Source organism: Cloacibacterium normanense (genome assembly GCF_002943105.1).
In the GTDB taxonomy this organism is placed as follows: Bacteria; Bacteroidota; Bacteroidia; order Flavobacteriales; family Weeksellaceae; genus Cloacibacterium.
The window spans coordinates 433,173-449,425 of sequence record NZ_PTPZ01000002.1; the positions used below are offsets into that span (position 1 = coordinate 433,173).

At 33.3% G+C, this 16,253-nt stretch carries 17 protein-coding genes; 11 read left to right on the forward strand and 6 right to left on the reverse strand.

Annotation, left to right across the window (positions count from 1 at the left end):
• Nucleotides 1–5 precede the first annotated feature (5 nt).
• Entirely contained in the window at nt 6–749 is a 744-nt protein-coding gene (locus C3729_RS05045; RefSeq protein ID WP_104793146.1) for a uroporphyrinogen-III synthase, read from the reverse strand.
• Between the two features lie 21 nt (nt 750–770).
• A complete protein-coding gene (locus tag C3729_RS05050) occupies nt 771–1,415 on the reverse strand; it encodes a DUF4271 domain-containing protein (protein ID WP_104793147.1) in 645 nt (214 codons plus the stop codon).
• A 113-nt stretch (nt 1,416–1,528) separates the two neighbouring features.
• Here C3729_RS05050 and C3729_RS05055 point away from each other — a divergent pair, with 113 nt between their 5' ends.
• The 4 genes from C3729_RS05055 to C3729_RS05070 all read left to right on the forward strand — a co-directional run bounded on the left by C3729_RS05055 (nt 1,529) and on the right by C3729_RS05070 (nt 4,939).
• Nucleotides 1,529–2,245, forward strand: coding sequence for a polyprenol monophosphomannose synthase (locus tag C3729_RS05055; protein ID WP_104793148.1), 717 nt, complete (start codon nt 1,529–1,531; stop codon nt 2,243–2,245).
• On the forward strand, nt 2,242–2,613 hold the full coding sequence (locus C3729_RS05060; RefSeq protein WP_104793149.1) for a DUF4296 domain-containing protein: 372 nt from the start codon (nt 2,242–2,244) through the stop codon (nt 2,611–2,613). Before C3729_RS05055 ends, C3729_RS05060 begins: the two co-directional genes overlap by 4 nt.
• Nucleotides 2,614–2,638: 25 nt before the next feature.
• Nucleotides 2,639–3,772, forward strand: a complete 1,134-nt coding sequence (gene tgt / locus C3729_RS05065; protein ID WP_104793150.1) for a tRNA guanosine(34) transglycosylase Tgt — start codon at nt 2,639–2,641, stop codon at nt 3,770–3,772.
• A 69-nt stretch (nt 3,773–3,841) separates the two neighbouring features.
• Nucleotides 3,842–4,939: an LptF/LptG family permease gene (locus tag C3729_RS05070; protein WP_104793151.1), complete on the forward strand. Its 1,098-nt coding sequence runs from the start codon at nt 3,842–3,844 to the stop codon at nt 4,937–4,939.
• Here C3729_RS05070 and C3729_RS05075 read toward each other — a convergent pair.
• Complete coding sequence (locus C3729_RS05075) at nt 4,933–5,643, reverse strand: biotin--[acetyl-CoA-carboxylase] ligase (RefSeq protein WP_104793152.1); 711 nt, start codon at nt 5,641–5,643, stop codon at nt 4,933–4,935. The two genes, C3729_RS05070 and C3729_RS05075, sit on opposite strands and share 7 nt — an antisense overlap.
• Before the next feature lie 79 nt (nt 5,644–5,722).
• Here C3729_RS05075 and rsfS point away from each other — a divergent pair, with 79 nt between their 5' ends.
• The 5 genes from rsfS to C3729_RS05100 all read left to right on the forward strand — a co-directional run bounded on the left by rsfS (nt 5,723) and on the right by C3729_RS05100 (nt 10,426).
• Nucleotides 5,723–6,085 carry a ribosome silencing factor gene (gene rsfS / locus C3729_RS05080; protein WP_069800040.1) on the forward strand — a complete coding sequence of 121 codons (363 nt, stop codon included), beginning with the start codon at nt 5,723–5,725 and terminating at the stop codon, nt 6,083–6,085.
• 67 nt (nt 6,086–6,152) lie between these two features.
• The gene (ftsH, locus tag C3729_RS05085) at nt 6,153–8,132 is read left to right on the forward strand and encodes an ATP-dependent zinc metalloprotease FtsH (RefSeq protein WP_104793153.1); all 1,980 of its coding nucleotides are present in this window, start codon (nt 6,153–6,155) and stop codon (nt 8,130–8,132) included.
• 134 nt (nt 8,133–8,266) lie between these two features.
• Nucleotides 8,267–8,848: an LUD domain-containing protein gene (locus C3729_RS05090; RefSeq protein ID WP_104793154.1), complete on the forward strand. Its 582-nt coding sequence runs from the start codon at nt 8,267–8,269 to the stop codon at nt 8,846–8,848.
• 26 nt (nt 8,849–8,874) lie between these two features.
• The gene (locus tag C3729_RS05095) at nt 8,875–9,747 is read left to right on the forward strand and encodes a phosphatidate cytidylyltransferase (protein WP_069800044.1); all 873 of its coding nucleotides are present in this window, start codon (nt 8,875–8,877) and stop codon (nt 9,745–9,747) included.
• A gap of 25 nt (nt 9,748–9,772) precedes the next feature.
• Nucleotides 9,773–10,426 (forward strand): phosphatidylserine decarboxylase family protein, encoded by a 654-nt coding sequence (locus C3729_RS05100; RefSeq protein WP_104793155.1) that lies wholly within the window; start codon nt 9,773–9,775, stop codon nt 10,424–10,426.
• A 173-nt stretch (nt 10,427–10,599) separates the two neighbouring features.
• Here C3729_RS05100 and C3729_RS05105 read toward each other — a convergent pair whose 3' ends face one another.
• Together C3729_RS05105 and C3729_RS05110 are read right to left on the reverse strand one after the other, a co-directional pair.
• Complete coding sequence (locus C3729_RS05105) at nt 10,600–12,432, reverse strand: ABC transporter ATP-binding protein (protein WP_104793156.1); 1,833 nt, start codon at nt 12,430–12,432, stop codon at nt 10,600–10,602.
• 135 nt (nt 12,433–12,567) lie between these two features.
• Nucleotides 12,568–12,957 (reverse strand): DUF4293 domain-containing protein, encoded by a 390-nt coding sequence (locus C3729_RS05110; protein WP_104793157.1) that lies wholly within the window; start codon nt 12,955–12,957, stop codon nt 12,568–12,570.
• Between the two features lie 145 nt (nt 12,958–13,102).
• On the opposite strand from C3729_RS05110, the gene rho reads away from it, so the two are divergent.
• Both rho and C3729_RS05120 read left to right on the forward strand, forming a co-directional pair.
• Entirely contained in the window at nt 13,103–14,905 is a 1,803-nt protein-coding gene (gene rho, locus C3729_RS05115; RefSeq protein WP_104793158.1) for a transcription termination factor Rho, read from the forward strand.
• 178 nt (nt 14,906–15,083) lie between these two features.
• Nucleotides 15,084–15,683, forward strand: a complete 600-nt coding sequence (locus C3729_RS05120) for a superoxide dismutase (protein WP_104793159.1) — start codon at nt 15,084–15,086, stop codon at nt 15,681–15,683.
• Between the two features lie 71 nt (nt 15,684–15,754).
• Here the strand turns inward: C3729_RS05120 and C3729_RS05125 are convergent, their stop codons facing one another.
• Entirely contained in the window at nt 15,755–16,174 is a 420-nt protein-coding gene (locus C3729_RS05125) for a DUF6146 family protein (RefSeq protein ID WP_104793160.1), read from the reverse strand.
• Nucleotides 16,175–16,253 lie beyond the last annotated feature (79 nt).

Sequence of the window (16,253 nt, forward strand, 5' to 3'; positions counted from 1 at the left end):
GAATTTTATTTGTGATTGGCTCTGATGTATTTTTCTATTGCCATCGTCATAGATGGAGTTTCCTTAGTAGGAGCCATTACATCTATTTTTAAGCCAGCTTCTTCTGCTGCGTTTTGCGTAGTTACTCCGAAAACTGCAATTTTTCTATCTCCTTGTTGGAAATTAGGGAAATTGTGGAAAAGAGATTTGATTCCTTGGTGAGAAAAGAATACCAACATGTCATATTCTTCTACTTTTACATCAGATAAATCGCTTGCTACCGTTCTGTACATTACTGCTTTAGTCCAGTCAATTCCTGATTGGTCTAAGATTTTAGTTGTTTCTTCTGTCACTACATCAGAACATGGAAGAAGATATTTCTCGTCATGGTGTTTTTTGAAAAGTGGCAATAAATCTGCCATTGATTTTTCACCAAAAGAAATTTTTCTTTTTCTGTAAATAATGTGTTTCTGAAGATAATTCGCAATAGCTTCTGATTGGCAAATGTATCTCATATTATCAGGAACAGAGAAACGCATTTCTTCTGCTAATCTGAAATAGTGATCTATTGCATTCTTACTAGTAAAAATAACACCTGTATAGTGAGAAAGGTCAATTTTTTGAGTTCTTAATTCCTTAGCATCTACACCTTCAACATGGATGAAAGGTCTGAAATCAATTTTAATTTTTTCACTTTTAGCCATCTCTAAATATGGTGAAGAATCACCTTGTGGAGCAGGCTGAGAAACCAAAATAGATTTTATTTTCATTATTAAACTTAATAAAACGATTTATAAAAACCAAAATTTCCAAAGCACCAATATTGGTAGAATTTGGAGTGTGCAAATATACAAAAATTTATAATACCATTGTCTCGGTAAAATTTGCTGAGGATGAAACAGATAGATTAATATTTTGATAGTAAATGCTATGAAAATCAAGCTACTGTAGTAAACAAAGGCATTAGAAGTTTTGAAATGCAGGTAATAATGGAAGAAACTTATGACCAAAATCACCAAAGAATACACCATAAAATATTTCTGCGCTACAAAAGAATATCTGCCGAATCGTTCTAATTGATTAATGCTTCCGTAGAATAAATAGACGAAAATATTTTTAATAAGGTGAAACAGAAGCAGTGAAACGAGAACAAAACCAAATTTGTTAAAAGTAATGCCTGCTACAACTAAATTTTGGGCAATAAATTTCGGGACAATCGGAATGAATTGCGAAAATAACACCGAAAAACTTACCGAAAAAAGTATAGTAGTGAAAACCCAACTTAAAGTGTTATTGTTTGATTCTTCATAAGGTTGTAAAATAAATTCTATCAAGGTTACATCTCTGTGCAGGGTTTTAAATATGATAATATAAGACAGAATAATGCCTATTATACAGTAAATAACCCAGTCATGATGTTCTACAACTCTTATCAATTTATTAGATTTTTTGCAAAAGTAAGAATTTTAAGGAATACATTTTGATATAAGGCTATATTAAATAATTATTTAAAACCTTAAAAACATTATCTTTGCATTTTCTTATCTCTATGAAAAAATTAGTCATTATCCCAACCTACAACGAAAAAGAAAATATAGAAAACATTATTAAAGCTGTTTTTGCTTTAGAACAAGATTTTCATGTTTTGATTGTAGATGATTCATCACCAGATGGAACCGCAGAAATCGTAAAAAAAATGCAGCATGAATTTCCGCATTTGCTACATCTTACCATAAGAAAAGTAAAAGACGGATTAGGCAAAGCTTATATTCATGGTTTTAAATGGGCATTAGAAAATGGTTATGACTACATCTTCGAGATGGATGCAGATTTTTCGCACAATCCTAATGATTTGCCTAAATTATTTGATGCCGCACAAAAAGGCGATATGAGCATCGGTTCTAGATATTGCAAAGGCGTAAACGTGGTAAACTGGCCTATGTCTAGAGTTTTACTGTCGTATTTTGCTTCTAAATATGTGAGATTCGTTTTAGGGATTCCTATTTTTGATACCACTGCTGGTTTTGTGTGTTTTTCTAGAAAAGTTTTAGAAAATATCGGTCTAGACCAAGTGAAAATGACAGGGTATGGTTTCCAAGTAGAAATGAAATACAGAGCTTACAGAAAAGGTTTTAAAATAAACGAAGTTCCTATTATTTTCACAGATAGAACAGAAGGAGAAAGTAAAATGAGTGGCGGAATTATAAAAGAAGCCATTTTTGGAGTAATTAATTTGAAATTAAAATCTATCTTCGGTAAAATATGAGAAGACTCCTCGTTTTTTTTATACTGTTTTCACTGTTTTCCTGCGAAAAAATTGTTGATAAGCCCAAAAATCTTATCGAAAAACATGAAATGGCAGAAATAATAGCAGATTTTGCTATTTATGACCAAACTTATACGGTAAAACCAGATGCTAATATGGAATTGGTAAGCAGATTTGTTTTGAAAAAACATAAAATAGATGCCAAAACTTACCGAGATAGCTATAAATATTATATTTCTAATCCAGAGGAAATGGATGACATCTTTGCAGAAGCTAAAGAAATTATCTTAGACAAAGACCCAAAATTAGAAGATTACATAGAAAAAAAGAAAAAGGAGAATCCTAATCTCCCAGAATTTTTAAGATAAAGTACAAACTTACTTTTATACAATAATGCAGAAATTTTTTGAAGTTGAAAAAAACACTTCCGGTAAAGCAAGAGCCGGAAAAATAACTACAGACCACGGCGAAATTCTTACTCCTATTTTTATGCCAGTAGGAACAGTAGCTTCTGTAAAAACCGTTCATCAGCATGAACTAAGAGAAGACATAAAAGCACAAATTATACTTGGGAATACCTATCATTTATATTTAAGACCAGGGATGGAAATCATGCAAGAAGCAGGTGGGTTGCATAAATTCATGAATTGGGAAAAACCCATTCTTACTGATTCTGGTGGTTATCAGGTTTTTTCACTTTCTTCGAGCAGAAAAATGACAGAAGAAGGCGTGAAATTCAAGTCGCATATTGATGGAAGTTACCATTTCATTTCTCCAGAAAAATCTATGGAAATTCAGCGTCAGATTGGAGCAGATATTTTCATGGCTTTTGATGAATGTACACCTTATCCTTGCGAATACAATCAGGCAAAACTTTCAATGGAACTTACGCATCGTTGGTTAAAAAGATGTATTGATTGGACCAATGAAAATCAAGAAATTTACGGACATAAACAGCACCTTTTCCCAATTGTTCAAGGTTCTACATATTCTGATTTGAGAAAAATTTCAGCAGAAGTAATTTCAGCAGCTGGAGCAGATGGAAATGCAATTGGTGGACTTTCGGTTGGTGAACCAGAAGAGGAAATGTACAGAATTACAGATGAAGTAACCGATATTTTGCCAAAAGATAAGCCGAGATATTTAATGGGAGTTGGTACACCTTGGAACATCATCGAAAGTATTGGTCTAGGAATTGATATGATGGATTGTGTAATGCCTACCAGAAATGCGAGAAACGCGATGCTTTTCACTTGGCAAGGCGTAATGAACATGAAAAATAAAAAATGGGAAAAAGATTTTTCTCCATTAGATGAGTTTGGGACGAGTTATGTAGATAGAGATTACAGCAAAGCTTATGTTCGTCACTTATTTGTAGCCAAAGAATATTTAGCAAAACAGATTGCTTCTATTCATAATTTAGCATTTTATTTAGATTTGGTAAAAGTTGCTAGAGAGCACATTATTGCTGGAGACTTCTACGAGTGGAAAGAGCAAATCATTCCTCAATTGAAACAAAGACTTTAAAAATAATTAACTTTCAAGTGTTTTTAAAAACGATTTAGCATTTTTGCAAATCATCGATTTTACAGATTAATGAAAATTTTAGATAGATACATCCTTAAAAAATACTTAGGAACTCTTGCTTTCATGCTGGTGTTGCTTTCTGTGATCATTGTGGTGATAGATGTACAAGCAAAATCTCCCAGAATTGAGAGTAATGGTTTTACAGTAGGCTATTTTTTGATAAATTTCTACCCATTTTTGATGGTGTATTATCTGATTACATTCTTTTCAATCTTAGTTTTTATTTCGGTAATTTATTTTACTTCTAGAATTGCGAATAATACAGAAATTGTAGCCTACATCAGTAGTGGTGCGAGTTTTCACCGTTTTGCGAAACCATATCTTATTGCTGCGCTTATTATTGCCACGGCAATTCTTGCTGTCAACCATTTTATTTTGCCTTGGTCTAATATCAAGAAAAATAAATTAGAAATCTACACCATGAACACCACGAACCGTGAAAAATTTACGGCAAATGCACAGATTTCTACTCAATTAAATCCTCAGGAATATATTTTTATCAATAGTTATAACCGCCAAATGAACAGAGGTTCTGGTTACCTGTATCAGAAATTTGATAAAAATAAAAAGCTGCTTTATCAAATCAATGCCATGGAAATTTACTGGGACGAGAAAAAGAAAAACTTCGTTATCAGTAATTATTTAGAAAAAAGAATTGATAAAAATGACCACGAAATCTTGACAAATGGAGACACTAAAACACAAGATTTTAAACATACACCCGAAGAATTATTCCCGAATGAATTATTGGGTCAAAATAAAACCACTCCAGATTTAATTAATTTCATCGAAAGAGAGAAGGAAAAAGGAAATAGTAATATCAATGCTTATCTCAATGAACTTCATCAGCGAACTGCGATGCCAGTTTCTATTATTATTCTAACCTTTTTAGCGCTTTCGCTTTCTTCGCAGAAAAAAAGAGGAGGTCTGGGAATGAATTTAGCCATCGGAATTTCATTGGCATTCGTTTTTGTATTCTCATTTGAAGTGCTCAAAATTGTAGCATCTGGTAATAATTCCATTCCGCCACTTTTGGCGATGTGGTTGCCGAATATTGTTTTCGGAGCATTGGCATTTTACCTTTACATGAAGAGAGCGAATCAATAGAGCATTTCTATTTCTTTGTGGAAGAATTTTTGTAAACCTTCATTTTCTAGGTCAATCCAAATATAACCATTTTCGTCTACGTTTTGAATTATGCCATTTTGTCGCACCTCGTTTTTTTCAAAAACAGAAACTTCATTTTTACGATAAAGATGTAGATGATACAATTCTAAAATATTATTGGGAATTTCTTTTTGAACCAAATGTTCAAATAAATATTGATGAAGGCTTTCTGTAAAGGCTTTCAGCTCAAAAGACAGTCCGGTTTGGCTTAGAACAGAACCTGCTTTTGGCAGATTTTTAAAATTTTCTTGGAGAATATTAATGCCAATTCCTACCACGAAATAATTTTTATTCTTCTCGAAAAGCATTCCGCAGATTTTTTTGTTTTTGAGAATCAAATCATTAGGCCATTTGATTTTAACCTCTGTTTTTGTCAAATTGGCAATAAAATCTCTCACCAGAATTGCGGTATAGAAATTGAAGCAAGTATCAGAAACATTTATGTTTTTGGCTTTTAGAGCAAATGAATAGGCGAGGTTTTCCTCGGGTAGGTTTTCCCAAGAATTTCCGTACTGTCCTCTTCCTTTGGTTTGATTAAAGGTATAAACCGCTAAAAAATCTTCAGAAAGATAATGCTGATTGAGAAAATCTATAAGCTCATCTTGCGTAGAAGCACAATTATTGAAGTAAATTAGACTGTTCATTTAACAAAACTTTAAGTAACCTTAATCACTAAAAACTGAATAAAAAACAATAAATTTGCAATTAAACATATATTTTTGAATGAGTAAAAATACAGAAAAAGAAGCATTAATCGCTAAAATTGTTGATGCAATACAAGACACAAAAGGTGAAGACATTAAAATACTAGACCTTACTAAAATAGAAAATTCTGTGGCAGATTATTTCGTGATTTGTAGTGGTAATTCTAATACACAAGTATCTTCTATCGCTGGAAATGTAGAAAAAAAAGTACGTAACGAGCTCCAAGACAGACCTTGGCATGTAGAAGGAAGCGAAAACGCAATGTGGGTTTTAGTAGATTATATTTCAGTTGTCGTTCACGTTTTCCAAAAACATATCAGAGAATATTACGATATAGAAGAACTTTGGGGAGACGCCAAAGTAATCACCGTAGAAAATTAATATTAACCTAAAAATAATATCCTGATGAAATTTTCTGAATTTCTATCAGGATTTTAATGATTATAAAATGAAAGAAAAAAGTAGTTTCAACTGGTTTTATCTGGTGGTTTTTGCAGTATTAGCCATCACCATTTATCCGTTGCTCAATCTTGATCCGCCTCAGTCTATCAATGAGAACGGATTTTTCACTTTGCTGAAAGAAAACAAGGTAGAAAAAGTAATTGTGTACACAGATACGCCTAGAGCAGATGTGTTTCTTACCAAAGAAGCCAGAGCTGCAATGGTGAAAAATGCTAAAAAAGACACTCAGAATCTTTTGCCAGCAATGCAAGAGCAAAAACCAGATTTTGATTTCAATTACGGAAATTTACAATACTTCCAAGAGAAATTTGACAATTTGAAAAAAGAAAATCCTCAGGTTAAAACGCAATATGATTTTAAAACTGCAGGTTCTCCTTTTCAAGATATTTTAATCCAAGCTTTAATTTGGTTTGGAATCATGGCCGTTATTTATTATTTCCTTTTCAGAAAAATGGGAAGCGGAGGCGGACCTGGTGGACAAATTTTCAGCATTGGTAAATCTAGAGCTAAACTTTTTGACGAAAATGAAAAAGTTCAAGTTACGTTTAAAGATGTAGCAGGTCTAGAAGGTGCTAAAGAAGAAGTGCAAGAAGTAGTAGATTTCTTGAAAAATTCTGAAAAATACACAAAATTAGGAGGTAAAATACCGAAAGGAGTTCTTTTAGTAGGTCCTCCAGGAACAGGTAAAACTTTATTGGCAAAAGCAGTTGCTGGTGAAGCAAAAGTTCCTTTCTTCTCGCTTTCTGGTTCAGATTTCGTAGAAATGTTTGTAGGAGTTGGAGCTTCTAGAGTAAGAGATTTATTTGCTCAAGCTAAAGCAAAATCTCCAGCCATTATTTTTATTGACGAAATTGATGCGATTGGTAGAGCTAGAGGAAGAGGTGGTTTGCAAGGAGGAAATGACGAAAGAGAAAATACGCTGAACCAATTGCTTACAGAAATGGATGGTTTCGGAACAGATACCAATGTAATTGTAATGGCGGCAACTAACAGAGCTGATATTTTAGATAAAGCATTGATGAGAGCAGGACGTTTCGACCGTTCTATCTATGTAGATTTACCAGAAATGCACGAAAGAAGAGAGATTTTTGATGTGCATTTGGCTAAAATTAAATTAGCTCCAGACATTGATAGAGATTTCTTGGCAAAACAAACTCCTGGATTTTCGGGTGCGGATATTGCGAATGTTTGTAACGAAGCAGCGCTTATTGCAGCAAGAAACAATCATGAATTTGTTACAAAGCAAGATTTCTTAGATGCTGTAGACAGAATTATCGGTGGTTTAGAAAAGAAAAATAAAGCGATTAAGCCTTCAGAAAAGAAAAGAGTAGCTTTCCACGAAGCGGGACACGCTACGATTTCTTGGTTGGTAGAACATGCAGCGCCTTTATTAAAAGTAACAATTGTTCCAAGAGGAAGAAGTTTAGGTGCGGCTTGGTATTTACCAGAAGAACGTTCATTAACTACTACAGAACAAATGCTAGACGAAATGTGTGCTACTTTAGGTGGTAGAGCAGCAGAACAAGTAGCGTTTGGAAATATTTCTACAGGTGCGCTTTCGGATTTAGAAAGAGTTACGAAACAAGCTCAAGCAATGGTAACGATTTATGGTTTGAGCGAAAACATCGGTAATATTTCTTACTATGACAGCTCTGGTCAGTCAGAATACAGTTTTGGTAAGCCTTATTCAGAAGAAACGGCTAAGAAAATAGATGTGGAGATTAAAGATATCATCGAAAATCAGTATAAAAGAGCGGTAACTATTCTTCATGAGAATAGAGATAAGTTAGATGCTCTTGCTCAAAAGCTTTTAGAAAAAGAAGTCATCTTCAGAGAAGACTTAGAAGAGATTTTTGGCAAAAGAGCTTGGGATCCTGAATTAACAGAGCGTCCAGTTACTGAAGCGGTAGTAGAAAATACTCCAGAAAACACTTCTAGTGAAGAGCCGCAAGAGTCTCAAAATTAAGAATTTACATTCATTAATATAGAAGTTCCTAATATTTTTATTAGGAACTTTTTTATTTATATCTTTGATATATAGTTAGTTTCTAAATTATTTTATATTTTTGTTGTTGGCTAAGTTTAAAAATCTGAAGAAAATTGAGTTTATTTAAGAAAATTGTAAGTAAAATTCTTAATCAAGACGAGCAGCAAGATGATCCCAATGTTACAAAATTGGCAGATCAACTTAAAAATGCTGATCTTGATTATAAATTTGCGCAATTATTTACGGCTTCAGGTGGTTTTTTTAACTATTGCGGAGACGAAGCAGAAGCATTACAAGTCTTAAATCAGATAATCAAAATCGAGGGCATTAAGAATGTTTTTTGTTGTGATGATGACTTACAGAATTTTTTAAACGTTACCAAAACCAATTTTACCAAAAATCTAGATATTAATAATGATGCCGCTTTTATTACCTGCGAATTTTTAATCGCTTATGACGGAAGAGTTATGCTTTCTTACAATAATATTTTGCATTATCATTCTTCTAGATTGCCTGGTAAAATCATCATTATGGCAACCGTTTCACAGATTGTAAGAGACTTAAATGAAGCCATGATGAAAATTAAGAGAAGAGGGAATGTAAGAAATCTTACTTCCATCAGCGGAAGCCAATCTAAGTTAGATGCTCCTACTCAAGATCAAACTAAACTTTTCTTAATTTTACTAGAAGACTAATTCTTTCTATTTTTAAATTTTACAAATTGGATAAAAATCTCATTCAGCGAGTTGGCTCTGGTCTCATCTACGGATTACTTACTTTTCTGTGCACTACAGAATACGGAGCAATACTCATCAATAAAATTTCGCCAGATTTAGTAAAACCTCATCAGCTTTTTTATGGATTAATCACATTTTTCTTAGTTGTAGGAGCTTATGAAGGCGTGAGAATTATGAAATTCCAAGGGAACTTATATCAATGGTTGGTTTTGCCTTTAGTCGCATTGGTTTATTATAAATTTACGACAAGATTCTTCGGTTTTGGATTTTATTACACCTTTGATTTATCCGAAATTTTAGCACTTTCATTAATCCTAATTGCTGCGATTACCTTATTTAAATTTCCTCAAGAATTATATCAAGACGAAGGCAAGCTTATCTTCATCGTTATTTATACGGTTTTACCATTTGGTTTCGCATTAGGTTTGCCAAAATATTTTTTAAACGATAATGCTTTCACTTGGGAAGTTTTTCTTCTTTTTGTCCTTATTTGGAGCAGTGATTCATTTGCTTATTTTACCGGAAGAATGTTCGGGAAACATAAAATGGCTCCGAAAATTTCACCCAAAAAAACTTGGGAAGGTTTTGCGGGAGGCGTTTTCTTCACCTTAATTTTAGGATATTTCATCGAGCAAAAATTCCCAGATTTACGTGGGAATTGGATTGTAGTGGGATTATTGGTCTCTATTTTTGCTCCACTTGGTGATTTGGTAGAAAGCCAACTAAAAAGAACATTCGGTGTAAAAGACAGCGGAAATATCATTCCAGGACATGGTGGCGTTCTTGATAGATTAGACAGTTTTATAATCGCAGCGCCTGTTGTATATTTGTACTTTATTCTAGAAAACATATTCTAAAAACATAACTTATTAACTCATAAAAATGAAACTACATAAAGAAAGTAAAGGAACCATTCTAGTTGCTACCATTGCAGTAGCTGTATTCGGTTTTTTAGCAGTATATTTTCTAGAAATTTGGTCATTAATCATCCTTATTCCGTTATTAATTTTATATGGATTGGTTTTTTGGTTCTTCAGAGTTCCCAATAGAGATATTGTAGACCATAAAGAAAACGTAATTGCACCAGTAGACGGAAAAGTGGTGATGATAAAAGAAGTTTTCGAAGATGAGTTTTTAAAGGAAAAAGCCATTCAGGTTTCTATTTTTATGTCTCCGCTGAATGTTCATATTTGTAGATATCCAGTTTCTGGTAAAGTGATTTATAAAAAATATCACCCAGGAAAATATCTAGTAGCTTGGCACGAAAAATCTTCTACCGAAAACGAGAGAACTACAGTAGCTGTAGAAAGTTTAACCAATCATAAAGTGGTTTTTCGCCAGATTGCTGGTTATGTAGCACGTAGAATTGTTTTCTATTGTAATGAAGGTGATACTTCTAAGGCTGGTCACGAATTTGGATTCATTAAATTCGGTTCTAGAATGGATGTTTTCTTACCGTTAGATACAGAAATTACTTGTAAAATTGGGGATAAAACCAAAGGCGGAATAGATGTAATTGCGAAGATGAAAGAATAAATTTCACGCAAAGAGCGCTAAGTTTTGAAATGCAAAACACGCCAATATTTTTAAAAGAAAAAAGGTAAAGATTCTAAAATCTTTACCTTTTTTCCATATTGAATATCAGAATTTTTTTAAAAAAATCTTTGCGCTCTTCGCGAAATTCTTTGCGCCTTTGCGTGGTAAAAACCCTACCCAAAATTCTGCAATTCAACAAGTTTTTTATAAACGTTATTATTGGTAATCAATTCGTCATGAGTGCCTTGTTCTACTATGTTTCCACGTTCCATTACTACGATGTGATCTGCTTTTTGAATCGTCGAGAGTCTATGTGCAATCACTATAGAAGTTCGGTTTTCCATCATTTTGTCCAATGCGTCTTGTACAAATCTTTCAGATTCTGTATCCAGTGCAGAAGTTGCTTCGTCTAGAATCATAATTGGTGGATTTTTAAGCACCGCTCTTGCAATGGAAATCCTTTGTTTTTGTCCGCCAGAAAGCTTGTTCCCGTCATCACCAATATTGGTTTGGTATTTTTCTGGCAAATTTTCTATGAATTGATGAGCATTGGCAATTTTTGCAGCATGAATCACTTCTTCTTCCGATGCTTCGGTTTTTCCCATCCAAATATTGTTATAAACACTGTCATTAAACAATACCGATTCTTGAGTAACCATTCCCAGAAGTTTACGGTATTCGGTTAAATTTAAGTCCTTAATATTGATGCCGTCGATTAAAATTTCACCATCTGTTACATCATAAAATCTGGCTAAAAGATTCGCAATCGTGGTTTTTCCGCTTCCTGATTGTCCTACCAAAGCCACTGTTTTTCCTCTCGGAATGGTCAAATTGAAATTCTTAAGAATTTGATTGTCTTTGTCGTAATAGAAAGAAATATTTTTGAATTCTATTTGATGATTGAGGTTTTTGATAGAAATAGGATTGGCAATTTCTTCTACCTTTAAATCGTAATCTAAAACTTCCAGAACTCTTTGCACTGCGGGAATTCCTCCTTGCATGTTAGAAATAGCGGCAGATAATCTTTTGGCAGGTTCTAGAATTTGGAAAAAGATAGCGATGAATCCTATGAAAGTTACCGCGTCCATAGTTTGTTTTTCTAGAATTTGGATTCCTGCAAACCAAGTAATTAACAAAATGGTTACCGAACCTAGAAATTCTGAACTTGGAGAAGCTAATTCTCTTCTTCGGCTCATGGCAATTGCATGATTTTTCCAGTTTTGCGTGGTTTTTTCAAAACGAGTATTCAGAATGATATCAGCATTGAAGATTTTAATGATTTTTGATGATTTCAAGGTTTCATCTACGATTGAAAAAAGGTTTCCGAGTTCTTCTTGTGCTTTTTTAGACTTTCTTTTCAGGCTTTTTCCTACCCAAGAAATGATTCCGCCCATTACTGGGAAAACCAATAGAGAGAACAAGGTTAGACTTGGTGATAATGCAAATAGTGTAATTAGAGAAGCCGTAATCATAAAAGGCGCATTGATAACGTCTACCAAACTTCCCATAATAGAATTTTCGATACTCCCGATGTCGTTTGAAATCCTACTCATCATGTCTCCTTTTCTCTGTTCTGTGAAGAAAGAAACCGGTAATTTTAGAAATTTTTGATAGACTTTGCTTCTTAAATCTTTGGTAATGCCTACTCTGTAGTTCACCAGCATGAATGAACCAAAATATCTAGAAATATTTCTAAACAAGAATGAAGTTGCGGTGATAATACATAGCGCTGCCAAAACTTTTATGGCGCCATATTCTGAAATGCTTTCTTGAATGTTGTAAAAAGCAGAAGTTTTGATGTAAGAAAAATACTCTGAAAACTTTCCGCTGTAAACAGGTTTGGTGATTTTTTCTTGGTCTACATTGAAAATCATTTGTAGCACAGGAAGCATGACCAAAACGGAAAAAATCTGAAAAACGGAATATAAAAGATTGAAAAATATACTTAAAAAAAGATATTTCTGATGAGGTTTTGCAAAAGCAAGTATTCTTTTTAGTGGACTCATTTATATTTAAAATAAAGTGCAAAATTACACTTTTTTAATTTGAAAATTTGAAAATGAAAGAATTTGAGGGTTGAAATAAAAAAAACAGCTTCGTTTCCGAAACTGTTTTCACTCAAAATAAATCGTTGGTAAGATTTATCGAATTCTGTCTACAGATTTTACGAGTTTCTCATCTTTCTTGATATTGATGTTTGCCATAAACAAACAAAACAAAGAAATCAGAGGGAATGCTAACTCAATACCTTTCTCAGGAAAATCTATTCCTCCAGATAAATTTAGTAGCCAATACATCAATAAACCAGTCAACAAAGCGTTTATGAAAATGTTGATATTATTCAACAGAATCTGTCTCATTCTCTTTTTGTAACTGAAAATAGATAATAAAGCCAATAAAAATGATACTAAACTTAGGGTAGCAATAACATAAACACTGCCAAAAAGCGCTACATCTAACCCTGTAAAATGCAGTGCAACTTGCGCCAATACTACAATCAGTAAAAATATAGTTTGTATTCTCTGTATCATTTCAGTGCAAAAATAATTTATTTTTTTGTATTTGTCAAAAAAAGTGTAGATTTGCAAGTAACAAGTTCAGCAAAAAAGAAGAATCGCCTGATTCAACTTTCTTACTTACAATTACTTATATTATTACAATTTTTTCACATATTTTATGTTTAATATTGAAACGTTAAGGTCTAAGTCCTTATCGGAACTGACCAAAATCTCAAAAGATTTAGGCGTTAAAATTCCTAGAAATAGTACTGAAGAAACCATCGTCTTTGCTATTTTAGATTTCCAAGCTTCTAATCCGAAAGTAACAAAGGAATATTTTAACGCTACCGAAAATACTATGGAAGAAAAACAAGAATCTCCAAAACCTAAAGCGAAAGCTCCTGCAAAAAAGAAAGTAGCGACTAAACCCGTAGAAAAACCTGCAGAACTCTTCGAAGAAACTACTCCTGAAGCGAAACCTGAAGAAGTAACAGAACCGAAAGTAGAAGCAGCAGAAAAACCTGCGGAAGCAAATACTTCTTCTAAAAAGCAAAGAAAAAGAATTGCTCCTAAAACAGAAGAAAAAGCTACAGAGCCAGAAGTTACTGCAGAAAACACAGAAACTGCAGTAGTCGCAAAAACCGAAGATGCGGAGCCAGAAATTCCACAGGTTGCTTCTCATCAAAATCAGCAGAAGCAACAGAATCAGCAAAAGCAAAAACAGCACCAACAGAATCAGCAAAATCAACAAAAAAATAAAAACCGTAATCAAAACGGAAATGGTGCTCAAAATAACCAAAATCAAAATCAATCTCACGGAAACCAAGAAAATACCGAAGAAAATCCACCTAAAAAAGATTTTAACTTTGACAATATTGTAACAGTAGAAGGTGTTTTAGAAATTTTACCAGACAACTACGGTTTCCTACGTTCAGCGGACTTTTCTTACATTTCTTCACCAGATGACGTATTTGTTTCTACACAACAAATCAGAAATTACGGACTTAAAACGGGTGACTCGGTAAAAGGAATTGTAAGATTACCTAAAGAAGGCGAAAAATACTTTTCTCTACAGAGAGCTTTAGAAGTAAATGGTAGAGATTTAGACTTTATAAAAGACAGAGTGTCGTTTGAATACTTAACGCCGCTTTTTCCGCAGGAAAAATTTAATTTGGCAGGGAAAAATGCTACGATTTCTACTAGAATTGTAGACCTTTTTGCTCCTATTGGTAAAGGACAACGTGCCATGATTGTTGCCCAACCAAAAACGGGTAAAACCATGCTATTGAAAGAAATTGCGAATTCTATTTCGGCGAATCATCCAGAAGCTTACATGATGATTCTTTTGATTGACGAAAGACCAGAAGAAGTTACAGATATGGAGCGCAGTGTAAACGCAGAAGTAATTGCTTCTACATTTGATGAATCAGCTGAAAAACATGTGAAAGTAGCAAATTTGGTTTTGGCAAAAGCGCAAAGAATGGTAGAATGTGGTCATGATGTAGTGATTTTATTAGATTCTATCACCAGATTGGCAAGAGCTTACAATACTGTAACGCCAGCTTCAGGGAAAGTGCTTTCTGGTGGTGTAGATGCGAATGCTATGCATAAACCAAAGAGATTTTTCGGGGCTGCTAGAAAAATAGAAAACGGAGGTTCATTAACCATTATTGCGACTGCACTTATTGATACAGGTTCTAAGATGGACGAAGTAATCTTCGAAGAATTTAAAGGAACGGGTAACATGGAACTTCAGTTGGATAGAAAAATTTCTAACAAGCGTATTTTCCCAGCTGTAGATTTAGTGGCTTCTTCTACCAGAAGAGACGACTTATTGCATGATGATGTTACGCAGCAAAGAATGTGGATTCTCAGAAAATATTTAGCAGATATGAATCCTCTAGAAGCAATGGAATTTGTACAAAAACAAATGCAAACCACTAGAAATAACGAAGAGTTCTTAATGTCTATGAATAGATAAAAGCCTTTCAATATAAGATTTAGTTAAAAAGTAAGAACACGCAAAATGCGTGTTCTTTTTTTGTGAGAAAGGTAATGTTTGGTTTCATCTATATTAAGTATAAAATTTTTAAAAAAAATTATAAATGAAAGTATGATGAGAATTTTTATCTTTGGAAAAATTTAAAAACATAAACATTATGTCATTCGAATTACCAAAATTAAATTATGCTTATGATGCTCTTGAACCAGTAATTGATGCAAGAACTATGGAAATTCACCATACAAAACATCATCAAGCTTATGTAGATAACCTAAACAATGCTATAAAAGGTACAGAGCACGAAGGAAAATCAATAGAAGAAATTTGTAAAACAGCTTCTGATGTTCCTGCTATTAGAAATAATGGTGGTGGTCATTTTAATCACACGCTTTTCTGGGAAATTCTTACTCCAGGAGGTAGCAAAGAGCCTGTGGGAAATGTAAAAGCTGCAATTGAAGCTTATGGTGGTTTTGAAAAATTCAAAGAAGATTTTTCTACTGCTGCTAAAACAAGATTCGGTTCTGGTTGGGCTTGGTTATGTAAAAAAGAAGATGGTAGCTTAGAAGTTTGTTCTTCGGCTAATCAAGATAATACTTTAATGCCAGGAGTGGGTTGCGGAAATCCTGCAATTCTAGGTTTAGACGTTTGGGAACATGCTTATTACTTGCATTACCAAAACAGAAGACCAGATTATGTTTCAGCATTTTTTGAAGTAATCAACTGGGATAAAGTAGAAGAAAATTATAATAAATTATAATCACTTTTAATTTCAATAAAAAAAGGTTCAGAGTAATTCTGAACCTTTTTTTGTTTTCTACATTTTAGAAATTATCTTACTTCTGTCATGCTTAAACCTTGTAGTTTTAGACCGTATTTCCATTGTACATAAGCAAAAACTTGATACAGTTTATACTCGAATTTTAAGCCGTATTTTTCATTTGGGTCATAGTCAATAGAAGATTCTATGATGTTTCTGTATCTTCCAGAGTAGTAATAACTGTTCCATTCGTTTACGAGAAAAGTGTTTCTAGATTTCAAATATTCTTCGGAGTAAAAGCTCATTGGTTTTGCAATGGCGTTTAAGAAATAATCATATTGAGTATCAATTACGTCTAAATCCCATTCTCCATCATCATTTTTTTCTGGCTTCATTGCAGTTTGATTATTGGCGTCTTTAGCAATTTTTTGTGGGCTACTACAACTGATAATTAAAAATATTGTAGCAATAATTAGAATTAATTTTTTCATGATGAGGTAGTTTTATTTTAAAGTAAAGTTAATCATAAAAAACAAAAACCGCTCCAAAAGAATTGAAGCGGTCTAATTT

Coding starts and splice junctions, on each gene's coding strand:
- C3729_RS05105 (WP_104793156.1), bottom strand. CDS start 12,432: ATGAGTCCACTAAAAAGAATACTTGCTTTTGCAAAACCTCATCAGAAA.
- tgt (WP_104793150.1), top strand. CDS start 2,639: ATGCAGAAATTTTTTGAAGTTGAAAAAAACACTTCCGGTAAAGCAAGA.
- C3729_RS05060 (WP_104793149.1), top strand. CDS start 2,242: ATGAGAAGACTCCTCGTTTTTTTTATACTGTTTTCACTGTTTTCCTGC.
- C3729_RS05125 (WP_104793160.1), bottom strand. CDS start 16,174: ATGAAAAAATTAATTCTAATTATTGCTACAATATTTTTAATTATCAGT.
- rsfS (WP_069800040.1), top strand. CDS start 5,723: ATGAGTAAAAATACAGAAAAAGAAGCATTAATCGCTAAAATTGTTGAT.
- ftsH (WP_104793153.1), top strand. CDS start 6,153: ATGAAAGAAAAAAGTAGTTTCAACTGGTTTTATCTGGTGGTTTTTGCA.
- C3729_RS05055 (WP_104793148.1), top strand. CDS start 1,529: ATGAAAAAATTAGTCATTATCCCAACCTACAACGAAAAAGAAAATATA.
- C3729_RS05070 (WP_104793151.1), top strand. CDS start 3,842: ATGAAAATTTTAGATAGATACATCCTTAAAAAATACTTAGGAACTCTT.
- rho (WP_104793158.1), top strand. CDS start 13,103: ATGTTTAATATTGAAACGTTAAGGTCTAAGTCCTTATCGGAACTGACC.
- C3729_RS05110 (WP_104793157.1), bottom strand. CDS start 12,957: ATGATACAGAGAATACAAACTATATTTTTACTGATTGTAGTATTGGCG.
- C3729_RS05100 (WP_104793155.1), top strand. CDS start 9,773: ATGAAACTACATAAAGAAAGTAAAGGAACCATTCTAGTTGCTACCATT.
- C3729_RS05075 (WP_104793152.1), bottom strand. CDS start 5,643: ATGAACAGTCTAATTTACTTCAATAATTGTGCTTCTACGCAAGATGAG.
- C3729_RS05045 (WP_104793146.1), bottom strand. CDS start 749: ATGAAAATAAAATCTATTTTGGTTTCTCAGCCTGCTCCACAAGGTGAT.
- C3729_RS05120 (WP_104793159.1), top strand. CDS start 15,084: ATGTCATTCGAATTACCAAAATTAAATTATGCTTATGATGCTCTTGAA.